A 21796-nucleotide genomic window follows, 5' to 3' on the forward strand; every position below is an offset into this window, starting at 1 on the left:
CGGCGAGGGGTACCCGGCGGTGGCAAGCCGCCACCGGGAGGGCGCTCGGACCCGAACGCGGGAGGGAGCCCTATGGGCGCTTCCTCCGGTCCCGGGAAGGGGGGGTTGGGGTGGCCGAGGGCGGTGCACTGAAGGGGCATATGGCCCGGGCGCTGCGCCAGGTACGGCGCTACCTGGAGGCGGTGGACGCCGTGGTCGAAGTGGCGGACGCCCGGGCTCCCTTTACCTCCCGTTCCCCCCAGCTGGCCGCCATGATGGAGGGCCGGCTGCACCTGCTGGTCCTGTCCCGGGGTGACCTGGCCGATCCCGCCACCACCCGGGCCTGGGTCGACTGGTTTTCGTCCCAGGGCATTGAACCCTACGTGGGCGAGGGGCCGGGCGACGCCCGGCTGGTGAGCCGGCTGCGCCGGCGGCTGGCCCGGGCGCCGGCGGCCTTCAAGCCGCGGGTGCTGGTGGCGGGCCTGCCCAACGTGGGCAAGTCGACCCTGCTCAACGGCCTGGCGGGGCGGCGGCGGGCGCGGGTGGGCGCCCAGCCGGGGGTGACCCGGGGCAAGCAATGGGTCGACCTGGGCTCCTTCTGGCTGATGGACACGCCCGGCGTGCTGCCGCCGCGCCTGGGCGGCACCCGGCGGCTGGTGCTGGGCGCCCTGGGGCTGGTCGGCCCCGAGCTGGCGGGGCCGGAAGAGGTCACCGCCTTCTTGCTGGAGCGCCTGGGCGGCGCGCCGGCGTTCCGGCAGGCTCTGGCCCGCTGGGGGGTGGAAAGTCCCCGGTCGCCGGCTGCCGGGCCTGGGCAGGTCCCAGGCGGCCCGGGGCAGAACGGGGAGTCGCCTGCCGCCGTGGCAGGGCCGGGCCCTGGGCGGCCCGCGGCCGGGCGCACCTCGGCCGCCGGCGGGGCGGCAACGGGCGCCGATGGGCGGGTTCTGGCCCAGGTGGTCCTTGAGCAGGTGGCGCGGCAGCGGGGCCTGCTGGGGCCGGGCGGGCAGCCCGATGTGCACCGCGCCGCCGCGGTGCTGGTGGCCGCCTTTCGCGCTGGGGAGTTGGGCCGGTTTTCCCTGGAGCACCCCAGGATGCTGGCCGGTACGGGACAGGGCCCGTGAAGGCAGTCCTCCGGGAACCGGGAGGCCGGCAGCCCGCCTCCCGCGGCTGGCAGCTGGACGCCTGCAGCCGGTGGTCGCCACCGCCGGAAAGGGGCGGGCGGCAGGATGGACCCATCGCCCGGCGAAGACTAGAATTGGATAAACATGGAGAACGTTGGATTCGGAATGGAATGCCCATGGCCTCGGGATGGCCATGCAGCGAACATGCAGCCAACGGGACGTGACGGGAGGTGGGGCGATGGGGAGGGCAAGCCCGGCGTGAGAGCTGGTAGCCAGGACCGCCGGCCGGTGCGCCACCCCGCGGCCGCGGAGGGCAGGGTGCCCCTGGCCCGGCTGGCGGCGCGGCTGGAGGAGCTGGAGGATGAGCAGTTGCCCGCCCTGATCCGCCAGCTGGAGTCCGACCCCCGGGCAGGGGCCCGGGTCCTGCTACACCGGGCCCGGCGACGGTGGCTGCGCTGGCAGCAGGCGCGGGCACGGTGGGCCGAGCTGGCGGCGGCCCAGGACCAGGTAGCCGGCGGCCTGCAGGTTGCGGGCGTAGACGAGGTGGGGCGCGGCTGCCTGGCGGGCCCGGTGGTGGCCGCCGCCGTGATCCTGCCTGCCGGTGCCCACCTGCCGGGCCTGGACGATTCCAAGCGCCTGACCGCCGCCGCCCGGGAGCAACTGGCCGCCCGCATCCGCCAGCAGGCCGTGGCCTGGGCCGTCGGACTGGCCACGCCCCACGAGATCGATGCCCTCAACATCTGGCATGCCACCCGCCTGGCCATGCGCCGGGCGCTGGACGCCCTGGCGGTGATGCCCCAGCGGGTGCTGGTCGACGGCCGCCGGCCGGGGGACCTGGGGTATCCCCTGGACGCCCTGGTCGACGGCGATGCGCGGTATGCGGCCATCGCCGCCGCCTCGGTGGTGGCCAAGGTTTACCGTGATGCCTGGATGAGCCGGCTTGACCGGGAATACCCCGCCTACGGGTTCGCCCAGCACAAGGGGTACGCCACCGCCGCCCACCGCCGGGCCCTGGCGCGGTTCGGCCCGTGTCCCGAACACCGCCGCAGCTTTCTGGGGGCGGCGGGACGATGACGGGGCCGGTTCGTCCGCCGGAAATGGGCGGGGTGCCCGGAAGGGACCGGGATCCCGGGGAAGCCGGTGGCCGTGGGGCCGTGGGGATGCCCGGGGAGGGCGGGGGGCCGGAAGGCCCGCCAAGGCCCGTGGCCGGCGGGCCGTGGCGCCCGGAAGGCGAAGCCGCGGCCCCGGACCTGGGGGCCGGCTGCGGGCGGCCCGTCCGGGGGCAGGCGCCGGGTGCGGCGCCTAGCGGCCGCCCGGTGCGGGAGAACCGCCGGGAACTGGGGCGCCGGGCCGAAGAGCTGGCGGCCCGGCACCTGGCCGCCCTGGGCTACCGGATTGTCGCCCGCAACGTGCGCTGCCCGGCGGGCGAGGCCGACTTGATCTGCCGGGAAGGGGGCGAGTGGGTGGTGGTGGAGGTGCGATCCCGCCGCCGCCCGGCCCGGGGCGAGCCGTCCTTCGGCACCCCTGCCCAATCGGTGGACGACCGCAAGTTCCGCCGGCTGGTAACGGCCGGCCAGTGGTTCCTCGCCCGGGCGGGCGTGCCCGAGGCGCCGTGGCGGATCGACCTGGTGGCCGTGACCTGGCCGAGTACGCCGCAAGCCGCGGAAGTCCCGGAGATCACCGTGTTCCGCCGGCTCGAGGGCGGCGCCCAGCGCTGATGCACCCGCAGGTCCCGGGAGGGTTCCGGGCGGGACTCCCGACGGGGCCGGGTGCCTGCGGCCGGTGGAGCAGGGTGAGGGCCGGTCCCGCCGGCCGGAGCCGGCCGGGCAGCCGGCCTGCCGGCACGGGGGCCACGGGGCCGGGCCGGGCCGGGCTTCACCATCCCGGTGGAAAGCGGAACTCCGCAGCCAGTTCGATATCACCCACCGTCACCTCGTCGCGGCCCTCCAGGTCCGCCGCGGTGCGGGCCACGCGGAGAACCTTGACCAGCCCCCGGCTGGAGAGGCCAAGGCTCGCATCCCGGTAGAGGGTGTCCAGCAGGCGCCGGGCCGCCGGTCCCATGGGGGCCCAGCGCGCCGCGTCGCCCGCTTCCAGCCAGCGGTTGACCGGCGGCTGTCCTGGCGGGTGGCTCAGACCCAGCCGGTGGAACCGGAGGGCCTGAAGCTGTCGCGCCGCCTCGACCCGCTCCCGCACGGTCTGGGAGTCCTCCCTCGGGGCGGCGGCCGTGGAGGGCAGGGCAGCACGCCGGACCCGGACCTGCAGGTCGATGCGGTCCAGCAGGGGGCCCGACAGGGCCTGCCGGTACCGGGCCAGCTGCCGCTCCGAGCAGTGGCAGCGGTCACCGGGCTGGCCGCAGGGGCAGGGGTTGGCCGTGGCGACCAGCTGGAAGGCGGCGGGGAAGCGCTCGGCCCCGGCCAGCCGAGCCACGGTGACATAGCCCGCCTCCAGCGGCTCCCGCAGAGCCTCCAGGGTCTCCCGGCGGAATTCGGCCAGTTCGTCCAGAAGCAGCACGCCCCGGTGGGCCAGGCTGGCTTCTCCGGGCCGGGGGACCTTGCCCCCGCCCACCATGGCGGCCACCGGAGTGGCATGATGGGGTGCGCGCAGCGGCGGGCGCTGGATCAGGCCGGCGCCGGGCGGGAGCTGGCCGGCCACCGAGTGGATGGCCGTCACCTCGATGGCCGCCTCGCCGTCCAGCGGCGGCAGCAGGCCGGGCAGGCAGGAGGCCAGCAGCGTCTTGCCGGCCCCGGGCGGGCCCAACAGCAGCAGGTGATGGCCACCGGCGGCGGCCAGTTCCAGGGCCCGGCGGGCGCAGGGCTGGCCCCGCACGGACGCCAGATCGGGCAGGGGCGCGGGTGGGCCTAGAGCGCCGGGATCGTCACCGGCTTCCGGTAGCGGTACCGGCGGAGGCAGGCCCGGGCCGGCCAGCCAGTCCAGCAGGTCGTCCAGGCGCCGGGCGGGCAACGGCCGGATCCCGGGCAAGAGGGCCACCTCCCTCGCGTTGGCGGCGGGGCAGACCAGGTGGGTCACGCCCTGCTGGCGGGCCGCCACGGCCATGGACAGGGCGCCCCGCACCGGCCGCACGGATCCATCCAGCCCCAGCTCGCCGAAGACGGCCCATCCCGGCGGGGGCGCCGGGGCCTGCCCGCTGGCCGCCAGCAGTCCCAGGGCGACGGCCAGGTCCAGGGACGTGCCTTCCTTGGGCAGGTCGGCGGGGCTCAGGCTGACGGTGATGCGGTGGAGGGGGAAGCGCCGGCCCGACGCGCGGACGGCAGCCCGGACCCTCTCTCGTGCCTCCCGCACCGCCGTCGAGGGCAACCCCACGACGACAAAGTGGGGAAGGCCGCGGTCGACCACGGTCTCGACCAGCACGGGCATGGCGCGCCAGCCGGTGCACACCAGACCCAGGATGGTGGATGCGCCACAGGCCCAAGACGACGGAGGGCCGCCGCCCTCCCCGGCCTCCGGCAACCGCCGGCTCTCTGGGGCGGGGAGCACCGCCTCCTCCGTATCCGGCACGGGCCTCACCTCCCCGTTGACCACGGTGCTCATGCGATGTAATTATATGGATTGAAGGTAAAAATTGTAAACCCAGGCGCGGTGGAAAGGGGCCGGGGCATGGGGAGGTACGGGAGGGCGTATACATGCCCCGGCGGCGGAGGTGGGATCCATGGCGCCGGGGCGCTGGCGGTGGACGCTGGCCATGGCGGTGGTACTGCTCTTTGCCCTGGCCTGGTGGGGCGGGGGCCCGGCCCAGCCCGCAGGCCGGCGGCCGCCCGGGCAGCCTGGCGGCCGCTGGGTGGAGAGCGTCCCTGCTCTGCCCGCCTCCCTCGATCCGGCCCGCGCCCGGTCCGAGGTGGAGGTCCGGGTGGCCTCCCTGCTCTATGAGGGCCTGGTCCGCCTGGGACCCGACGGGAAGATCCGGCCGGCCCTGGCGCGGCGCTGGGAAGTGCGCGACGGCGGCCGGCGGTACGTCTTCTGGCTTCGCCCCGGCCTGCGCTTCCACAACGGGAGACCGCTGACGGCGGCGGATGTGGTCTTCAGCCTGACACGGCTGGCCGATCCCAGGCATCCTGCGCCGCGGGCCTGGGTCCTGGAAGGGGTGGAGGGGGTTTCTGAATACCGGCTGGGGCAGGCTCCCGCCATCCGCGGCATCCGGGCGCTGGGGCCCGATCGGGTGGAAATCCGCCTCAGCGGGCCCCGGCCGGCCTTTCTCTACCGCCTGGCCACGCCGGGGGCCGCCGTCCTGGATGCCGAGATCGTCCGGGCGTCCGGCCGCGGTGCCTTCGCACCGGTGGGGGCGGGCCCCTTCCGGCTGGTGGCGCAGGAGGGCCGGGAGCTGCGGCTGGCGGCCTTTCCGGACTACTACAGGGGCCGGCCGTACCTGGACGAGGTGCGGCTGGTGGCCGGCGGTCCCCGTTCCCAGGTCCTCGGCGCCTTCGCCGCCGGCCGGCTCTCCGCCATCCGGCTGCTGCCCCACGAGGTGCGGGAGCTGGCGGCCCGCGGGTGGGCAGGACCCCAGTGGCCGGCAAACCTGCCGGCCACGGTCTGGATCGACGTCAACGGGACCCGGCCGCCCCTGGACCGGCCCGCTGTGCGGCAAGCCCTGGCTTATGCCACCGACCGCGAGACCCTGATCGCCGGCCTGGCTCCCGGAGGCTACCGCCTGGCCGAAGGCTGGCTGCCGCCCGGCTGGCCGGGATTCCGGCCCACGCCGGTGCTACCGCCCTACCGGGTTCTGGAGGCCCGGGCCGCCCTGGAGCGGGCCGGCCTGAAGCCCGGCACCACCCTGCGCTGGCTCCAGCCCGGCGATCCCTTCTGGGCGGCGGTGTCGGGGCGCCTGGACTACTTGCTGGGCCGGGTGGGCCTGGAACTGGATGTGGCCACCGTGGCCTACGCCGACTTTCCCCTGACCGGAGGCCGGCGGGCACCCTATCACCTGGCACCCCGGACCCTGTGGGCCGAGTATCCCGACCCGGAGGCCGTCTTCCTGCCCTGGCTGCTCGGGGCGGAGGGCGGGCCGGCCGCGGCGCAGGATCCGGCGGTCCGGCAGGCGCTGGGTGAGCTGCTGACGGCTTCGGGAGGCCGGCGGGGCGAAGCGGCTGCACGGCTCGACCGCGCCCTGCTGGAGGCGATAGCGGGCCTGCCCCTCTACCACCCCGTGGCGGTCTGGGCGGTGCAGCCGGGAGTGCGCGGGTTCGTCCCCTCGCCCTTCCCGCAGGGGGCCGATCTCTGGGCCGTCTCCCTGGAAGAACCGGCCCGGTAGCCGGAACGCACGCACCGGCGCCGGGGCGCAGGCCGGCCGCGGGGACAAGCCCCATGACACCCGGCCGGAAAGATCCGCCAACCCGGCAAGATCCGCCAGCCCGAGGAGGAATCGCCCGTGGACCCTGCCCACGCATGGATGGGCCTGCTGGCCCTGCCGGGTCTCGGCCGGCAGCGAGCCCGGCAGCTGGCTGCGGCGCTGGGCGGCCCGGTACCGGCCTGGGAGGCCCCCGATGCCGCCTGGCGCGAGGTGGGCGCCGCGCCGGCAGGCGTGCTGGAGCGGGCCCTGGAGGCCCGCCGGCGCATCGATCCCGAGGCGCTGGCCGGAAGTGCCCGAGCCATGGGCATTCACTGGCTTACCTGGGAGGATCCCGCCTATCCGCGGCGGCTACGCGAGGTGGCCGATCCGCCGCTCATCCTTTATTACAGGGGGCGGTTGCCCTCCCAGGCGGTGCCCTGGGTGGCCGTGGTGGGTTCGCGTAGGGCCTCGGCGTACGGGACCCAGGTGGCCTTCCGGCTGGCCGCCGACATGGCGGCGGCGGGCTGGGTGGTGGTGTCGGGCCTGGCCGTGGGCATCGACGGCGCTGCCCACCGGGGGGCCCTGGCCGGCGGCGGGGTGACGGTGGCCGTCCTGGGCCACGGACCCGACCGGGTCTATCCGGAGGAGCACCGCCCGCTGGCGGCCCAGGTGGCGGCCCGGGGCTGGCTGGTGTCGGAGTACCCGCCTGGGACACCGGCGGAGGCCTTCCGCTTCCCCGAGCGGAACCGCATCCTGGCCGGCCTGTGCGACGGCGTGGTGGTGGTGGAGGCCGCCCCGCGCAGCGGGGCCCTGGTGACCGCCGACCTGGCCCTCGATGCCGGCAGGGCGGTGATGGCCGTGCCGGGCCCCGTGACGCGGCGCCAGGGTCAGGGGATCCTGGAGCTGTTGCGGGCGGGGGCGCCGCCGGTGGCCGGCCTGGAGGATGTGAAGGCGGTGCTGGCCGGACAAGGCTGGCCGGACTCGCCTTGGATCGGGGGTGCCAGCTCGTCCTGAAGGCGTCACCAGGAAATGCCACTGCGCGTTGCCCCCCGTCCCGTGCCAGTGCTACACTAAGTTGCAACGCGCCATGGCGCCGGAGTGTGATCCCATTGCCCAGGACGCTGATCATCGTCGAGTCGCCGGCCAAGGCGAAGACGATCAAGAAGTTTGTCGGGCGCGACTATGCCGTCGAGGCCTCCATGGGCCATGTGCGGGATCTTCCCAAGAGCCAGCTCGGGGTGGACATTGACGACCACTTCACCCCCCACTACATCACCATCCGCGGCAAGGGCAAGCTCATCGAGCGGCTGCGGCAGCAGGCGCGCCAGGTGGACCGGGTCCTCCTGGCCACCGACCCCGACCGGGAAGGCGAAGCCATCTCCTGGCACCTCTGCCAGCTTCTTGACATCGACGAGAACTCCCCGTGCCGGATCGTGTTCCATGAGATCACGCGGGAGGCGGTGCGCCGCGCCCTGAAGGAGCCGCGCCCCATCGATGAGAACCTGGTGGACGCCCAGCAGGCGCGGCGGGTGCTGGACCGCCTGGTGGGCTACAAATTGAGCCCGCTGCTCTGGCGGAAGGTGCGGCGCGGCCTCTCCGCCGGCCGGGTTCAGTCGGTGGCCGTGCGCCTCATCGTCGATCGGGAGGAAGAGATCGAGGCCTTCACGCCCCAGGAATACTGGACCCTGGAGGCCGATCTGGAGCGGCTGCCGGGCGGGGAAGCCTTCACCGCCCGTTATTACGGCGACGCCGAGGGAAAGAAGGAACTGCCGGACCGGGCTGCCGTCGACCGCCTGCTGGCCGATCTGGAGGGGCGGCCGTTCTCCGTCCTGGGGGTCGAACGCAAGGAACGGAAACGCAACCCGGCGCCGCCTTTCACCACCTCGACCCTGCAGCAGGAAGCGGCCCGCAAGCTGGGGTTCACCGTGCGCCGCACCATGCGCATCGCCCAGGAACTGTACGAAGGGATCGAACTGCGGGGCGAGGGCGCCGTGGGTCTGGTGACCTACATCCGCACGGACTCGACCCGCATCGCCGACCAGGCCCTGGACGAGGCGGCCGCCTACATCGCCGAGCGCTTTGGCGCCGAATTCTCGGCGCCCCGCAAGCAGGCGGGGCGGCGGGCGGCTCAGGCCCAGGATGCCCATGAGGCCATCCGCCCCACGTCGGTGGCCCGGGAACCCGACGCCATCAAGGACGATCTGACGCCCGACCAGTACAAGCTGTACCGGCTGATCTGGGAGCGGTTCGTCGCCAGCCAGATGGCCCCGGCGGTGCTGGACACCGTCACCGCGGAGATCGGGGCCGGTCCCCACCGCTTCCGGGCGACCGGTTCGACCGTCAAGTTCCCGGGCTTCATGAAGCTCTACGTGGAGGGCCGGGACGAGGGGGGCGAAGGGGAAGGCGAGGAGGCGGAGGGCATGCTGCCCGACCTGGCCGAGGGCGATGCCCTGGCGCTCAAGCAGCTGCGGCCGGAGCAGCACTTCACCCAGCCTCCGCCGCGCTACACCGAGGCCATGCTGGTCCGGGCGCTGGAGGAAAAGGGCATCGGCCGGCCCAGCACCTACGCGCCCATCATCGAAACCATCCAGGAGCGGGGCTACGTGGTGAAGGAAGACCGGCGCTTCCGGCCCACCGAGCTGGGCCGGGTGGTCACCGCGTTGCTGAAGGAGCACTTTCCCGACATCGTGGACGTGGAGTTCACCGCCCGCATGGAGGCCGACCTGGACCGCATCGAAGAGGGCCAGCGGGAATGGGAGGACGTGGTCCGGGAGTTCTACGAGCCCTTCAGCGCCACCCTGGCCCGGGCGGAAAGGGAGATCCAGCGCGTTGCCCTGCCCGTGGAGGAGACGGACGAGATCTGCGAGAAGTGCGGCCGGCGCATGGTGATCAAGCACGGGCGCTACGGCCGCTTTCTGGCCTGCCCGGGCTTTCCCGAGTGCCGCAATACCCGGCCCCTGGTGGAAAAGACCGGCGCCCGCTGCCCGCGCTGCGGCGGGGAGATGGTGCAGCGCCGGTCCCGCAAGGGCCGGGTCTTCTACGGGTGCAGCAACTATCCGGAGTGCGACTTCACCACCTGGGACCGGCCGACGGCGGAAACCTGCCCCGAGTGCGGCACCTTCCTGGTGGAGAAGCGGTCCCGCCAGGGGGTGCGCCTGGTGTGCGCCAACCCCCAGTGCACCTACCAGCGGGAAGGGGCCGCCGAGACCGCCGGTGCCGGTGCCGGGGCGGGGAGGCGTTGAGCATGGCGGAACGAGTCACGGTCATCGGCGGCGGCCTGGCGGGCAGCGAAGCCGCGTGGCAGGTCGCCCGCCGGGGCATTCCGGTGCGGCTTTACGAAATGCGGCCGGTGAAATCCACCCCGGCCCACCACACGGGCCAGCTGGCCGAACTGGTCTGCAGCAACTCCCTGCGGGGGAACCAGCTGGACCAGGCGCCGGGGTTATTAAAGGAAGAAATGCGGCGGCTGGGCAGCCTGATCATGGCGGCGGCCGACGCCAGCGCCATTCCGGCAGGGAGTGCCCTGGCCGTCGACCGGGAGGAGTTCGCCCGGCGCGTCACGGAGGCCATCACCGCCCACCCGCTGATCGAGGTGGTGCGGGAAGAGGTGACGGAGCCGCCCGCGGAAGGTCCCGTGATCATCGCGACCGGACCCCTGACCTCCGACGCCCTCTCCGCGTGGATCCGGTCCTTCACCGGCGAGGAGTACCTGGCGTTCTTCGATGCCGCCGCGCCCATCGTCACCTACGAGTCGTTGGATCTGTCCAAGCTGTTCCGCGCGTCCCGTTACGGCAAGGGCAGCGGCGACGACTACCTGAACAGCCCCATGACCCGGGAGGAGTACGAGGCCTTCTGGCAGGCCCTGGTCGAAGCGGAAAAGCACGTGCCCCACGACTTCGAACAGGGCCTGTTCTTTGAAGGCTGCCTGCCCATCGAGGAGATGGCCCGCCGGGGTCCGGACACCCTCCGCTACGGGCCGTTGAAGCCCGTGGGCCTGGTCGACCCGCGCACGGGCAAGGAGCCCTACGCCGTCGTCCAGCTGCGCCGGGACAACCGCTACGGCACCCTGTACAACCTGGTGGGCTTTCAGACGAGCCTCAAGTGGGGCGAGCAGAAGCGGGTCTTCCGCATGATCCCGGGCCTGGAGAACGCCGAGTTCGCCCGGTACGGGGTGATGCACCGCAACACCTTCATCTGCTCGCCCAAGGCGCTCAAGCCCACCATGCAGGCGCGGAAGCGCCCCGACCTGTTCTTCGCCGGCCAGATCACGGGCGTGGAAGGGTACATCGAATCGGCCGCCACGGGCATCGTGGCCGGCATCAACGCGGCCCGGCTGGTGCGCGGGGAAGAACCCGTCGCCTTTCCGGCCGAGACGGCCCATGGGGCCCTGACCCGGTACATCACCGAAGCGCATCCCGACCACTTCCAGCCGATGAACATCGCCTTCGGCCTGTTGCCGCCCCTGGAGCGGCGGGTGCGGGACCCGCGGCGCCGCAAGCTGCTCATGGCCGAGAGGGCCCTGGCCGCGCTGGAGCGGTTTGCCCCCGCCCGGCTCCCCGAGACGGTACCGGGGCCGGCGGTCCCGGGCGGTGACCCGGCGCCTGTGCCCGGGCGGTGAGACCGTGACCCGGATCCCTGCCGGTTCCCGTCCGGCTGCCGACGTGGTGGAGGCCTACCTGGATCACCTGCGCCTGGAGCGGGGTCTTTCCCCCCGCACGGTGGAGGCGTACGCGGGGGACCTGGCAGGCTGGCTTGAGTTCCTGGGCCTGGAGCCGCCCGTCGGGGCGGCGGCCCTGGCGGGCGTCAGCGGCCGTGACCTGCGCCGCTGGCTGGCCCATCTGGAAGAACGCGGCCTGGCCCGGGCGTCTGTGGCCCGCAAGCTGGCGGCGGTGCGGGGCCTTTTCCGCTACGCCGTGCGGGAGGGCTGGCTGGCCGCCAGTCCCGCCGCCCGTCTGGCCACGCCGCGGGTCCGGCGCCGGCTGCCGCGGGTGTACACCTCGGAGGAAGCCCAGGCCCTGCTGGAGGCGGCGGCCTGTGGCCAGGGTCCGGCGGCCCTGCGGGACCGGGCCATCTTGGAACTCCTCTACGGCTGCGGCCTGCGAGTGGCCGAGCTCAGCGGGCTCGACCTGGACGACGTGGACCTGGAGGGCGGCTGGCTGCGGGTGTACGGCAAGGGCGGAAAGGAGCGGATTCTGCCGCTGGCCGGTCCGGTGGCGGCGGCCCTCCGGGCGTACCTGGAGGAAGGGCGCCCCGGGTTCCTGGAGGGCCGGCGACACCGTCCCTGCCGGCCGGCCGATGCCCAGGCCGTGTTCCTCAACCGGTGGGGCGGCCGGCTCTCGCCCCGCGGCATCCAGGCCATCGTGCGGCGGGTGGGGGCGGTGGTGGCGCGGCTGCAGGCCCACCCCCACCTGCTGCGCCACACCTTCGCCACCCACCTGCTGGACGGCGGCGCGGGGCTCAGGGCGGTCCAGGAGCTGCTCGGCCACGCCAGCCTGGCCGCAACCCAGGTGTACACCCACGTGTCCCGGGCGCGGCTCTGGGCGGTCTACCAGCAGGCCCATCCCCGGGCCCGGGCCCGCCCTGCCCCGGCTGCGCCCGCGCCGGGGGCTGCGGCGCCGGGGCCGGAAGGCCTGGACGCCCCGCCCTCGGCAGGCGCACCCGGTTCCCCCGCCGGGTACGGGCCGGCAGGGGGGCGCCAGGGGCCGCGGCCGGGATCGTCGCCGTCCGGGTAGTCCCCGTCGCCGGGGTTCCCGGCACCGCCCGGGCGGGGTGGTCGCCGCCCGCGGCGGGCAACGGATCCGCGCCCTTCGGCAGGGCGGACCGGCACCGTCACCAGGCCCCAGCGCGAGCCGGAAGGCCGGCGGGCCAGAGCGAGGGATCAGCGCATGGGCGAGGGGCAACCCCGCTTTCACGGCACCACCATCCTGGCCGTGCGCCGCAACGGCCGGGTGGCCATGGCCGGCGACGGCCAGGTGACCCTGCAGCAGCACATGGTGATGAAGCACCGGGCCCGCAAGGTGCGGCGGCTCTACCACGGGCGGGTGCTGGCCGGGTTCGCGGGCAGCGTGGCCGACGCCGTGGCCTTGATGGAGCGCTTCGAGGGGAAACTGGAGGAACACGGCGGCCAGCTGGTCCGGGCGGCGGTGGAACTGGCCAAGGACTGGCGCACCGACAGGCTGCTGCGCCGCCTGGAAGCCCTGCTGGTGGTGGCCGACGCCGACCACCTGCTGCTGGTGTCGGGGTCGGGGGAAGTGCTCGAGCCCGACGACGGGATCGTGGCCGTGGGTTCGGGCGGCGGTTTTGCCCTGGCGGCGGCCCGGGCCCTGGCCCGGCACACCGGCCTGGATGCCGCCGCCATCTGCCGGGAGGCGATGCGCATCGCCGCCGAGCTCTGCGTCTACACCAACGACCAGCTGGTGATTGAGGAGCTCTAGCCGTGCTCTCGCCGTACTCTCGCCGTACTCCAGCCGCACGGGCCCGGGCCGGGGGCCGGCCCGATCCGGGCGGCCACCCGCCAGGGGGAGGGACGACCGTGGAACGGGGAGCCGTCCAGGGCGCTGCGTGGGAACCCGACCGGCTGACCCCCCGCCAGATCGTGGCGGAGCTGGACCGGTACATCGTCGGCCAGGCGGAGGCCAAGCGGGCGGTGGCCATTGCCCTGCGCAACCGCTGGCGGCGGCAGCAGCTGCCGCCGCACCTGCGGGACGAGGTGGCGCCGAAGAACATCCTGATGATCGGCCCCACCGGGGTGGGCAAGACGGAGATCGCCCGGCGGCTGGCCCGGCTGACGGGAGCTCCCTTCATCAAGGTCGAGGCGACCAAGTTCACCGAAGTGGGCTATGTGGGCCGCGACGTGGAGTCCATCATCCGGGACCTCTTGGAGACGGCCATCCGCATGGTCAAGGCGGAGCGGGTGGCCGCCGTCGAGGACCGGGCCCGGGCGGCGGCCGACGACCGCCTGCTGGACGTGCTGGTTCCGCCGCCCCGGCGGCGCCCCCAGCGCGCCGGGTCGCCCTGGGAGATGCTGCTGGGGTCCCTGGGGGCCGGGATGCCGGGTCCGGCCGAGCCCGCCCGGCCCGAGGAAGAGGAGGACTGGCGCCGGCGCCGCCAGGAGGCGGCTGCGCGGCTGCGCAGCGGGCAACTGGAGGACCAGGTGGTCGAAATCGAGGTGGAAGACCAGGCGCCGCCCATGGTCGACATCCTGGGCGGGCCGGGTCTGGAAGAAGTCACCCTGAACGTGCAGGACCTGCTCAAGGACTGGCTGCCCCGGCGCAAGCGCCGGCGCCGCCTGCCGGTGCGGGAGGCCCGGGAGGTGCTGGCCCAGGAAGAGGCCCAGAAGCTGATCGACATGGACCAGGTGGTGGCCGAGGCCATCCGGCGCACGGAGCAGGCGGGCATCGTCTTCATCGACGAGATCGACAAGATCGCCGGCCGGGAGCGGGGCCACGGGCCCGACGTCTCCCGGGAAGGGGTGCAGCGGGACATCCTGCCCATCGTCGAGGGCTCCACGGTGATGACCCGGCACGGCCCGGTGCGCACGGACCACATCCTGTTCATCGCGGCGGGAGCCTTCCACATCGCCAGGCCCTCGGACCTGATCCCCGAGCTGCAGGGCCGGTTCCCCATCCGGGTGGAGCTCCAGCCCCTCACCCGGGACGATTTCAAGCGCATCCTGACCGAGCCGGACAATGCCCTGCTGCGCCAGTACCAGGCCCTGCTGGCCACCGACGGGGTGGAGCTGGAGTTCACCCCGGACGCGGTGGAGGCCCTGGCGGACATGGCGGCCCGGGCCAACCAGCAGGCGGAGAATATCGGTGCCCGGCGCCTGCACACCCTGCTGGAACGGCTGCTGGAGCCGGTGGCCTTCGACGCCCCGGACGCCCTCCAGGGCAAGGTGGTGGTGGATGCTGCGTTCGTCCGCCAGCGGCTGGAGGGAGTCCTCCAGGATCAGGATCTGAGCCGGTACATCCTCTGATGGGGCCTGCCCCCTGGTGGTGGCGCCGGGGGTCCCGGGGCCGGCCGGGGAGCCGGCCGGCGAGCTCCAGGCGGTCTGCGCGGGCGAAATCCTGACCGCCCACCGCCTGGGGGCGAGCGAAGGAGCCAGGGCAAGCGATGCCTGGCTGGCAAAACCCACCCTGTCGCAAGAGGGACCCAAAACCAGGACCCGGGTCCCAAATTTTTTGTCGCCGATAGAAGGAATGACCAGTTCCGGTGCAGAATCATGTCGACCAGTGCCGGCTGGAAAGCCGCTACAACTGGATAAGCTTCGGGGGTGAGCCGCGGTTTCTGTCCCGGTTGAAACGGCCAGAGCCCGGCCACCCCCCGCGGCAGCGACAAAGGCACCCCTGTCGAAAGGCAGGCTCGCAAAGTCACGGGTCTACGGCCCCGCTGGGGCGGGGCTATGACGGCCGGACTGCCGAACGCCGCACGGTTGAGTTTGCTCAACCCTGGCGTCCGCCCGTGGTGCCCCTGCGCGCCGCGGGCGCCTTTCTTTTCCAGCGGCGGGAGGGGGTGGACCCGTGTGGGGGCGCATCAACGATGAACTGGCTGCCGGGCTGGAGGTTCTGGCCCTCCGCCAGCGGCTGCTGGCCCAGAACGTAGCCAACGCCGAGACGCCCGGCTACAAGCGGTATGACCTGGACTTCGCCCGGGCCCTGGAGGCGGCGCTGACCGGCCGCGGGCCGGCGGGAGGCCAGGCCGCGGGGTGGGCAGCCGGGGCCGGTGAGGCCGGTGGGGCCGGCGGGGTAGAGCCGGCCGGGGCCGCCGCACCGGTCACCGGGGCCGGGGGGATGGGGGCCGCCGGCGCGGGCGGGGTGGCGGCCGGGCCCGCCGTGCCCGGTGGCCCGCTGCCCCTGGCCGTCACCCACCCGGGCCACCTGCCGGGCCGGTGGGCGTCGGGGGATCCGGCGGCGGCGGTGTACCGGGAGACCGGTTCCTCCCTGCGCAACGACGGCAACAACGTCGACCTGGACGTGGAGATGGCGCGGATGGCCGAAAACGGCGTTCACTACCAGGCCCTGGTGCGGCAACTGTCCGATCGCATCGCCCTGCTGCGCACGGTCATCGCCGAGGGGAGGCGGTAAGCGGTGCCGGGCGGGATGTTCAGCACCTTCGACATCGCGGCCAGCGGCATGACGGCCCAGCGGCTGCGCCTCGACCTGATCGCCAGCAACCTGGCCAACGTGGACTCCACCCGCACCCCCCAGGGCGGGCCCTACCGCCGGCTGGTGCCGGTCTTCCAGGAGCGGGCGACGCCCTTCGCCCGGATCCTCCGGGAACGGGGTGCGGTGCCGGGGCCGGTTCCGCAGGCGGGTGCCGCGGCCGGCTGGGCACGTCCCGCCGTGGCCGGCGTAGCGGGCGGGCCGGTGCCGGCCGTAGCCGGTCGGGGAGTGGCGGGTCCGGGCGGGACCGGAGCCGCCCCCGGCGGGGTCCAGGTGGCGGCAGTGGTCGCCGATCCCTCGCCGCCCCGGCTGGTGTACGACCCGGCCCATCCCGATGCGGGCCCGGATGGTTACGTGGCGTACCCCAACGTGGACCCCCTGGCGGAGATGGTCAACCTGCTGGCGGCCACCCGGGCCTACGAGGCCAATGTGGCGGTCTTCGCCGCGGCCCGCACCCTGGCCCTGCGGGCCCTGGACATTGGCCGCGGCTGAACGGCCTTGCGGCTACCGGACGCCCCTGGGGCCGCCAGGGTCCCGGCAACTCCGCGGCTTCGACGGAGGAGGTTTGAGCCATGAACCCATGGGGAGTCCAGCCCTCCGGCAACGCCGCCTGGCCCGGCCCATCCACGGCTACCGGCCTGGGCGGGACCGCCGGCTCGTCCGGAAGGGCGGCGGTTGCCGCCGCGGGCGACGGTACGGCGGCCGGTTCCACCGGGCCGGGTGGCGTGGGAGCCAGCTTTCTGCAGGAGCTGGCCCGAGCCCTCCAGCAGCTGGAGGGAGCGGCCGGCGAGGCCGACGCCATGGCCCGGCGCCTGGTGACGGGCCAGGTCCAGGACCTGTCCCAGGTCATGGTGGCCAGCGAGAAAGCCCGGCTGGCCATCGAACTGGCGGTGCAGCTGCGCAACAAGGCGCTCGAGGCCTACCAGGAGATCATGCGCATGCCCGTGTGACGGGCACGGCCCTGCGGCGGCAGGCGGGATGAGCGGAACGGGGCCGGAAGGCAGGGTCGCGGTCGGTCGAGGAGGCGGCGGAATCCTTCATGCCCCTGGCACAGGTGCGGCAGATTCCCCAGCAATTCATGGCCTGGTTCCGGCAGCTTAGGCCGGCAGCCCGGTGGGTGGTGGTCTCGGCGGCGGCTCTGGCCCTGGCCGGCCTGGTGGCGCTGGCCCTGGCAGGGCGCAGCGGGCCCCAGTGGGCCCCCCTCTTCACTCAGCTGGACCCCACCGACGCCGCGGCCATCGCCGGCCAGCTTGAGGAGCAAGGCATCCCCTTCCAGCTGGCCCAGGGCGGCCAGGCCATTCTGGTGCCGGCGGAACAGGTCGACCGGCTGCGCCTGGACCTGGCCGCCCAGGGACTGCCGCGCCAGGGGACGGTGGGCCTGGAGCTTCTGGAGAACATGCCGATGGGCGCCACGGAGTTCGAGCGGCAGGTGCAGTACTTGCGGGGGCTCCAGGGCGAGCTGGCCCGCACCATCGGCCGGCTGGAGGGGGTGGAGGCGGCGCGGGTGCATGTGGTGCTGCCCGAGCGCAGCCCCTTCGTCAGCCAGCAGCGGCCTGCCACCGCGGCGGTGCTGGTCCAGCTGAAACCAGGGGCAGAGCTCGAGCCGGAGCAGGTGCGGTCCATCATGCACCTGGTCGCCTCGGCGGTGGAAGGCCTGAAGCCCGAAGACGTGACGGTGGTGGATACCACCGGCCGCCTGCTCTCGGCCGGGGTCGAGCCGGCCCAGGAAGGGAGCGCCGTGGTGCCGGGTGACCGCTTCGAGGTGGAACGCCGCTTCGAGGCGGAGCTGCAGCGCAGCCTCCAGACCCTGCTGGAACAGGTCCTGGGTCCGGGCAACGTCATCGCCCGGGTCAATGCCGAGCTCAACTTCGACCAGCAGGTGGTGGAACGTCACCTCTTCGAGCCCCCGGCCGACGGCGGCCAGGGCATCCTGCGGTCCATCCAGGAGCTGCAGGAAACCTTCACCGGCCGGCCCGCACCGGGCGGGGTGCCGGGGGACAGCAACATCCCCACCTACCCCCAGGTGGGCGGCGGCACCGGCGACTACCAGCGCAGCGAGCGGACGGCCAACTACGAGGTCAACCAGGTGGTCGACCGGGTGCAGGTGGCCCCGGGCGCGGTAAGGCGCCTGTCGGTGGCCGTGGTGGTCAATGGCGATCTCACCCCCGAGCGGCGGCAGGCCCTCCAGCAGGCGGTGGCCGCGGCCATCGGCAGCGACCCCCAGCGCCAGGACCAGGTCGAGGTGGTGGCCATGCCCTTCGACACCACGGTGGCCGACCGCCTGCAGCAGTCCCTGGAGGAGGAGCGGCAGGCCCGGGAAGCGACCCGGCGGATGGCCCTGCTGGCCGGCGCGGCCGGGCTGGCGCTGCTGGCCCTGGTCCTCCTGGTGGTCGCCTGGCGGCGCCGGCGGCTGGCCCGCCGGCTCCTGGAAGCACAAGCCGCCGGTCACGGGTTGCCAGCCGCGCCGGGGAGCACCGCCGGCACGGTGGCGGCCGGTCCGGCCGGGCGGGGCACCGCGGCCGTACCCGGCCCCGGCGGGCCCGTTCCGGGACCGGCCGGGGCCGCGGCGACGGGTGCCAACGGCAGGGCGGCGGAGGCCACGGTCCTCGAGCAGGTCAGCGAGCTGGTGAAGAACCAGCCGGAGCACGTGGCCCAGGTGATCCGCAGCTGGCTGGCCGAGCGGTCCGCCAACTGACGGCGGCGGCAGCCGGGACGGCCAGACCCGGCGCGGGCGGGGAAGGAGGCGATGGCCATGGCGACAAGGCAGGTTGCGGTGGCAACGGCCGGCACGGCGGCGGCCGGGGGTACCCCCCGGGGTGGAATCAGGGCCCCGGCAGCGCCGGTCGCCGGGGAGGTGGCCGAGGGTCTGGAGGGCGGGATCGCGGCGGAGCCGGGGGCCGGTGCGGCGGCCGCCGGTGCCCGGCCTGCCCTCCGGGAGGCGGCCCGCGACCTGTCGCCGCGGCGCAAGGCCGCCATCCTGATGATCTCCCTGGGACCGGAGCTGGCCGCCCGGGTCTTCCGCTACCTGCGGGAGGAGGAGATCGAACAGCTCACCCTGGAGATCGCCAACACCGACCGGGTCGCTCCCGAACAGCGGCTGGCGGTGCTGGAGGAGTGCCGGGATCTGGCCCTGGCCCACGCCTACATCGCCCAGGGCGGCATCGACTATGCCAGGGAGCTGCTGGTGCAGGCCTTGGGCCACCAGCGGGCGGCGGAGGTGATCAACCGCCTCACCTCGACCCTGCAGGTCCGGCCCTTCGAGTTCGTGCGCCGGGCCGACCCGCTGCAGATCCTGAACTTCATCCAGCAGGAGCACCCCCAGACCATCGCCCTGATCCTCGCCTACCTCCATCCGGAGCAGGCCGCCGTCGTCCTCAGCGGCCTGCCGCCCGAGCGCCGGGCCGACGTGGCCCGCCGCCTGGCCCTGATGGAGCGCACCTCGCCCGAACTGATCCGCGAGGTGGAGCGGGTCCTGGAACGCAAGCTGTCGTCGGTCCTGGGCGAGGAGGGCACCGTCGCGGGCGGGCTGCAGGCTGTGGTCCAGGTGCTGAACAACGTGGACCGCGGCACCGAGCGCAGCATCATGGAGGTCCTGGAGGTCACCGATCCCGAGCTGGCCGAGGAGATCAAGAAGCGGATGTTCGTCTTCGAGGACATCGTGCTGCTGGACGACCGGTCCCTCCAGCGGGTGCTCCGGGAGGTCGACCTCAACGAGGATTTGCCCCTGGCCCTCAAGGCCGTCAGCGAGGACGTCAAGCAGAAGATCTTCCGCAACCTGTCCCAGCGGGCCGTGGAGATCCTCCAGGAAAACCTGTCGTACCTCGGGCCCGTGCGCCTCCGCGACGTGGAAGAGGCCCAGCAGAAGATCGTCAACATCATCCGCCGCCTGGAGGAAGAGGGCGAGATCGTCATCGCACGGGGTGGCCAGGATGAAGTGGTCGTCTAGGGTGGGAGACGCCCGGCGGCCGGTTCCCGCCCGCTGGCCGGTGCTGGGGCCCCTGCCCGGCCCCGGCACGGCGGCCCCCGGGCTCCGGCCGGTGAACTGGCAGCCCGTGGGCCCGGCGGGCGGGACGGTGGCCCCCGCCGCTGCGGGCGAGGCCGCTGCCCCAGCGGAGGCCGCACCGGCTGCCGGACCGTTGCCGGCAGCTGCCCAGGCGGCGGCCGGCCGGCGGGCCCGCCGCTGGCTCCGGAGGGCCAGGCGGGCGGCGGCCGCCCACCTGGAGAAGGCCCGGCGGGAGGCTGACGCCCTGTGCCGTCAGGCGCGGGAGGAGGGCTTCCGCCGGGGCGAGCAGGAAGGCCGGGCGCGGTGGGAGACGGCCTGCCGGCAACTGGAGGAACAGGCAGCCCGCCAGCGGGAGGAACTGGCCGCCGCCTACCGGCAGCTGGTGGAGGCTTCCGCAGGGCCCGTGCTGGAGCTGGTCCTGGTCCTGGCCCGCCGGGTGGCGGGCGAGGCCCTGGCGGTCGATGCCGCCGCCCTGCGCCGCCAGATCGAGGCGGCCCTGGCCCGGCTGGGGAGCGAGGGGGCCCGGGTGCTGGTGCATCCCGAGAGCCTGGCCCGGCTGGAGGAGGCGTCGCCCCTGCCCGCTGGCGTGGAGCTGGTGGCCGACCTGACCCTGGCGCCCGGCGACTACCGGGTGGACACACCCCGGGGGCTCATCGACGGCCGGGTGGAGGCCCAGATGCAGCGCCTCGGTCGGGCCCTCCGGGAGGCCCGGCCCGGGGGCGGGGCGGGCTCCGGGTCGGATGTCACCGCCGGCGAGGAGGCCGCCGGGGTCCGGACCGATGCCGCCCCGGAGGGGAGGGAAGGAGCATGACGGTGCCGGCCGCCCCGACCCGGCCCGGTCCCCCGGGCCGGGTCGGAGCTGGGGCTACATCGGGTCCTGGCCTTCAAGGCGCGCAGGGGACCGGTGGGCTCCTGGACTGGGACCGGCTGAAGGCGGCCGTGCAGGCGGCCGAACCTCGCCCCTGCCAGGGCTGGGTGGAACAGGTGGTCGGCCTGGCGGTCGAGGCCCGGGGCCCCGTGAGCTCCCTGGGGGAGCTTTGCTGGATCGACCGGCCGGGACGGCCGCCGGTGCCGGCCGAAGTGGTGGGGTTTCGCGGCGCCCGCACCCTGCTGATGCCCCTGGGTGATGCCCGGGCCATCCGGCCGGGCAGCCGGGTGGAGGCCACGGGCCAGGGGTTCCGGGTGGCCGTGGGCGAGGGCCTGCTGGGCCGGGTGCTGGACGGGCTCGGCCGGCCCCTGGACGGCGGGGGTCCGGTGGCGGCGGAAGCCTGGTACCCGGCGGAAGCCGACCCCCCGCCGCCCCTGGCCCGCCGGCCCATCCGGGAGCCCTTGCCCGTGGGGGTTCGCGCCATCGACGCCCTGCTGACCTGCGGCCGGGGCCAGCGGGTGGGCATCTTCGCCGGCAGCGGCGTGGGCAAGAGCACCCTCCTGGCCATGATGACCCGGCACACGGCGGCGGACGTGGTGGTGGTGGCCCTGATCGGCGAGCGGAACCGGGAGGTGCGGGACTTCGTCGACCACCATCTGGCCGGTAGCCGCCGGCGCACGGTGGTGGTGGCGGCCACCGCCGACCGGCCGGCCCTGGTGCGCATCAAGGCGGCCCAGGTGGCCACGGCCATTGCCGAGTTCTTCCGCGACCGGGGCCGCCACGTGCTGCTGGTGATGGATTCGGTGACCCGCTACGCCATGGCCCTGCGGGAGGTGGGCCTGGCCGTGGGCGAGCCGCCGGCCACCCGCGGCTACCCGCCGTCGGTCTTCGCCGCCCTGCCGCGGCTGCTGGAGCGGGCGGGGACCGGGGACCGCGGCAGCATCACCGGCTTCTACACGGTGCTGGTGGACGGGGACGACTTCAACGAGCCCGTCGCCGACGCGGTGCGGGGAACGCTGGACGGCCACATCGTCCTTTCCCGCCAGCTGGCCGAGGAGGGCCAGTTCCCCGCGGTGGACGTGCTGGCCAGCGTCAGCCGCCTGATGCCGGAGCTGGTCGATGCGGCCCACTGGGCGGCGGCCCAGCGGCTGCGGCGGTGGCTGGGCGCCTACCGGGAGGCCCGCGACCTGGTGGAGATCGGCGCCTACCAGCGGGGCACCAACCCCGATGTCGACCGGGCCCTGGAGCGCATGCCGGCCATCCGGGCCTTTCTCTCCCAGGGGCGCGACGAGGCGGCTTCCTTTTCCGAGGCGGTGGCCCGGCTCCAGGAGGTGGCCGGCGGGGACGCCGCCGGCGAGCAGCGTGCCTGAGGATCCAGGAGCAGCA

18 protein-coding genes and 1 riboswitch are annotated in these 21796 nt (G+C 74.3%); of the genes, 17 read left to right on the forward strand and 1 reads right to left on the reverse strand.

The genetic code is table 11. From position 1 onward, the window contains the following. Positions 1–110 precede the first annotated feature (110 nt). From DYI95_RS04790 to DYI95_RS04800, 3 genes are all read left to right on the forward strand, one after another. The gene (locus DYI95_RS04790; protein ID WP_116901559.1) at positions 111–1097 is read left to right on the forward strand and encodes a GTPase; all 987 of its coding nucleotides are present in this window, start codon (positions 111–113) and stop codon (positions 1095–1097) included. 258 nt (positions 1098–1355) lie between these two features. Next, positions 1356–2171: a ribonuclease HII gene (locus DYI95_RS04795; protein ID WP_116901558.1), complete on the forward strand. Its 816-nt coding sequence runs from the start codon at positions 1356–1358 to the stop codon at positions 2169–2171. Positions 2172–2413: 242 nt separating this feature from the next. Further along, positions 2414–2815, forward strand: coding sequence for a YraN family protein (locus DYI95_RS04800; protein ID WP_203530714.1), 402 nt, complete (start codon positions 2414–2416; stop codon positions 2813–2815). Between the two features lie 157 nt (positions 2816–2972). On the opposite strand, the gene DYI95_RS04805 is transcribed toward DYI95_RS04800, so the two are convergent. Further along, positions 2973–4613: a YifB family Mg chelatase-like AAA ATPase gene (locus DYI95_RS04805; RefSeq protein WP_116901557.1), complete on the reverse strand. Its 1641-nt coding sequence runs from the start codon at positions 4611–4613 to the stop codon at positions 2973–2975. Between the two features lie 151 nt (positions 4614–4764). Between DYI95_RS04805 and DYI95_RS04810 the strand changes: the two genes are divergently transcribed. The 14 genes from DYI95_RS04810 (at position 4765) to DYI95_RS04875 (ending at position 21780) form a co-directional block, all read left to right on the forward strand. After that, entirely contained in the window at positions 4765–6360 is a 1596-nt protein-coding gene (locus tag DYI95_RS04810) for an ABC transporter substrate-binding protein (RefSeq protein ID WP_116901556.1), read from the forward strand. Between the two features lie 117 nt (positions 6361–6477). Continuing rightward, on the forward strand, positions 6478–7392 hold the full coding sequence (gene dprA / locus DYI95_RS04815) for a DNA-processing protein DprA (RefSeq protein WP_116901555.1): 915 nt from the start codon (positions 6478–6480) through the stop codon (positions 7390–7392). Positions 7393–7487: 95 nt separating this feature from the next. Further along, the gene (topA, locus tag DYI95_RS04820; protein WP_116901554.1) at positions 7488–9620 is read left to right on the forward strand and encodes a type I DNA topoisomerase; all 2133 of its coding nucleotides are present in this window, start codon (positions 7488–7490) and stop codon (positions 9618–9620) included. A 2-nt stretch (positions 9621–9622) separates the two neighbouring features. Continuing rightward, entirely contained in the window at positions 9623–10996 is a 1374-nt protein-coding gene (gene trmFO, locus DYI95_RS04825; protein ID WP_116901553.1) for an FADH(2)-oxidizing methylenetetrahydrofolate--tRNA-(uracil(54)-C(5))-methyltransferase TrmFO, read from the forward strand. Positions 10997–11000: 4 nt separating this feature from the next. Then, complete coding sequence (locus DYI95_RS04830; protein WP_243149870.1) at positions 11001–12110, forward strand: tyrosine recombinase; 1110 nt, start codon at positions 11001–11003, stop codon at positions 12108–12110. A gap of 153 nt (positions 12111–12263) precedes the next feature. Next, complete coding sequence (gene hslV, locus DYI95_RS04835; protein ID WP_006904978.1) at positions 12264–12812, forward strand: ATP-dependent protease subunit HslV; 549 nt, start codon at positions 12264–12266, stop codon at positions 12810–12812. Between the two features lie 98 nt (positions 12813–12910). Then, positions 12911–14353, forward strand: coding sequence for an ATP-dependent protease ATPase subunit HslU (hslU, locus tag DYI95_RS04840; RefSeq protein WP_116901551.1), 1443 nt, complete (start codon positions 12911–12913; stop codon positions 14351–14353). A 353-nt stretch (positions 14354–14706) separates the two neighbouring features. Next, positions 14707–14799, forward strand: a riboswitch (cyclic di-GMP riboswitch). Between the two features lie 98 nt (positions 14800–14897). Beyond that, positions 14898–15461 carry a flagellar biosynthesis protein FlgB gene (locus DYI95_RS04845; protein ID WP_116901550.1) on the forward strand — a complete coding sequence of 188 codons (564 nt, stop codon included), beginning with the start codon at positions 14898–14900 and terminating at the stop codon, positions 15459–15461. 3 nt (positions 15462–15464) lie between these two features. Further along, positions 15465–16031, forward strand: coding sequence for a flagellar basal body rod protein FlgC (flgC, locus tag DYI95_RS04850; protein ID WP_116901549.1), 567 nt, complete (start codon positions 15465–15467; stop codon positions 16029–16031). Positions 16032–16111: 80 nt separating this feature from the next. After that, on the forward strand, positions 16112–16489 hold the full coding sequence (gene fliE, locus DYI95_RS04855; RefSeq protein ID WP_116901548.1) for a flagellar hook-basal body complex protein FliE: 378 nt from the start codon (positions 16112–16114) through the stop codon (positions 16487–16489). Between the two features lie 89 nt (positions 16490–16578). Further along, positions 16579–18234 carry a flagellar basal-body MS-ring/collar protein FliF gene (gene fliF / locus DYI95_RS04860; RefSeq protein WP_116901547.1) on the forward strand — a complete coding sequence of 552 codons (1656 nt, stop codon included), beginning with the start codon at positions 16579–16581 and terminating at the stop codon, positions 18232–18234. A gap of 57 nt (positions 18235–18291) precedes the next feature. Further along, positions 18292–19485, forward strand: a complete 1194-nt coding sequence (gene fliG, locus DYI95_RS04865; protein ID WP_256366259.1) for a flagellar motor switch protein FliG — start codon at positions 18292–18294, stop codon at positions 19483–19485. Next, entirely contained in the window at positions 19469–20353 is an 885-nt protein-coding gene (locus DYI95_RS04870; protein WP_116901546.1) for a FliH/SctL family protein, read from the forward strand. Before fliG ends, DYI95_RS04870 begins: the two co-directional genes overlap by 17 nt. Next, a complete protein-coding gene (locus DYI95_RS04875) occupies positions 20350–21780 on the forward strand; it encodes a FliI/YscN family ATPase (protein ID WP_116901545.1) in 1431 nt (476 codons plus the stop codon). Before DYI95_RS04870 ends, DYI95_RS04875 begins: the two co-directional genes overlap by 4 nt. Positions 21781–21796 lie beyond the last annotated feature (16 nt).

The organism is Thermaerobacter sp. PB12/4term (assembly GCF_003403315.2).
Taxonomy (GTDB): domain Bacteria; phylum Bacillota; class Sulfobacillia; order Thermaerobacterales; family Thermaerobacteraceae; genus Thermaerobacter.

Bases quoted from the DNA above. Each gene is read 5' to 3' on its own strand.
- DYI95_RS04870 (WP_116901546.1), top strand. From the start codon at position 19,469: ATGAAGTGGTCGTCTAGGGTGGGAGACGCCCGGCGGCCGGTTCCCGCC.
- DYI95_RS04810 (WP_116901556.1), top strand. From the start codon at position 4,765: ATGGCGCCGGGGCGCTGGCGGTGGACGCTGGCCATGGCGGTGGTACTG.
- hslV (WP_006904978.1), top strand. From the start codon at position 12,264: ATGGGCGAGGGGCAACCCCGCTTTCACGGCACCACCATCCTGGCCGTG.
- fliF (WP_116901547.1), top strand. From the start codon at position 16,579: ATGCCCCTGGCACAGGTGCGGCAGATTCCCCAGCAATTCATGGCCTGG.
- DYI95_RS04875 (WP_116901545.1), top strand. From the start codon at position 20,350: ATGACGGTGCCGGCCGCCCCGACCCGGCCCGGTCCCCCGGGCCGGGTC.
- fliE (WP_116901548.1), top strand. From the start codon at position 16,112: ATGAACCCATGGGGAGTCCAGCCCTCCGGCAACGCCGCCTGGCCCGGC.
- trmFO (WP_116901553.1), top strand. From the start codon at position 9,623: ATGGCGGAACGAGTCACGGTCATCGGCGGCGGCCTGGCGGGCAGCGAA.
- fliG (WP_256366259.1), top strand. From the start codon at position 18,292: ATGGCGACAAGGCAGGTTGCGGTGGCAACGGCCGGCACGGCGGCGGCC.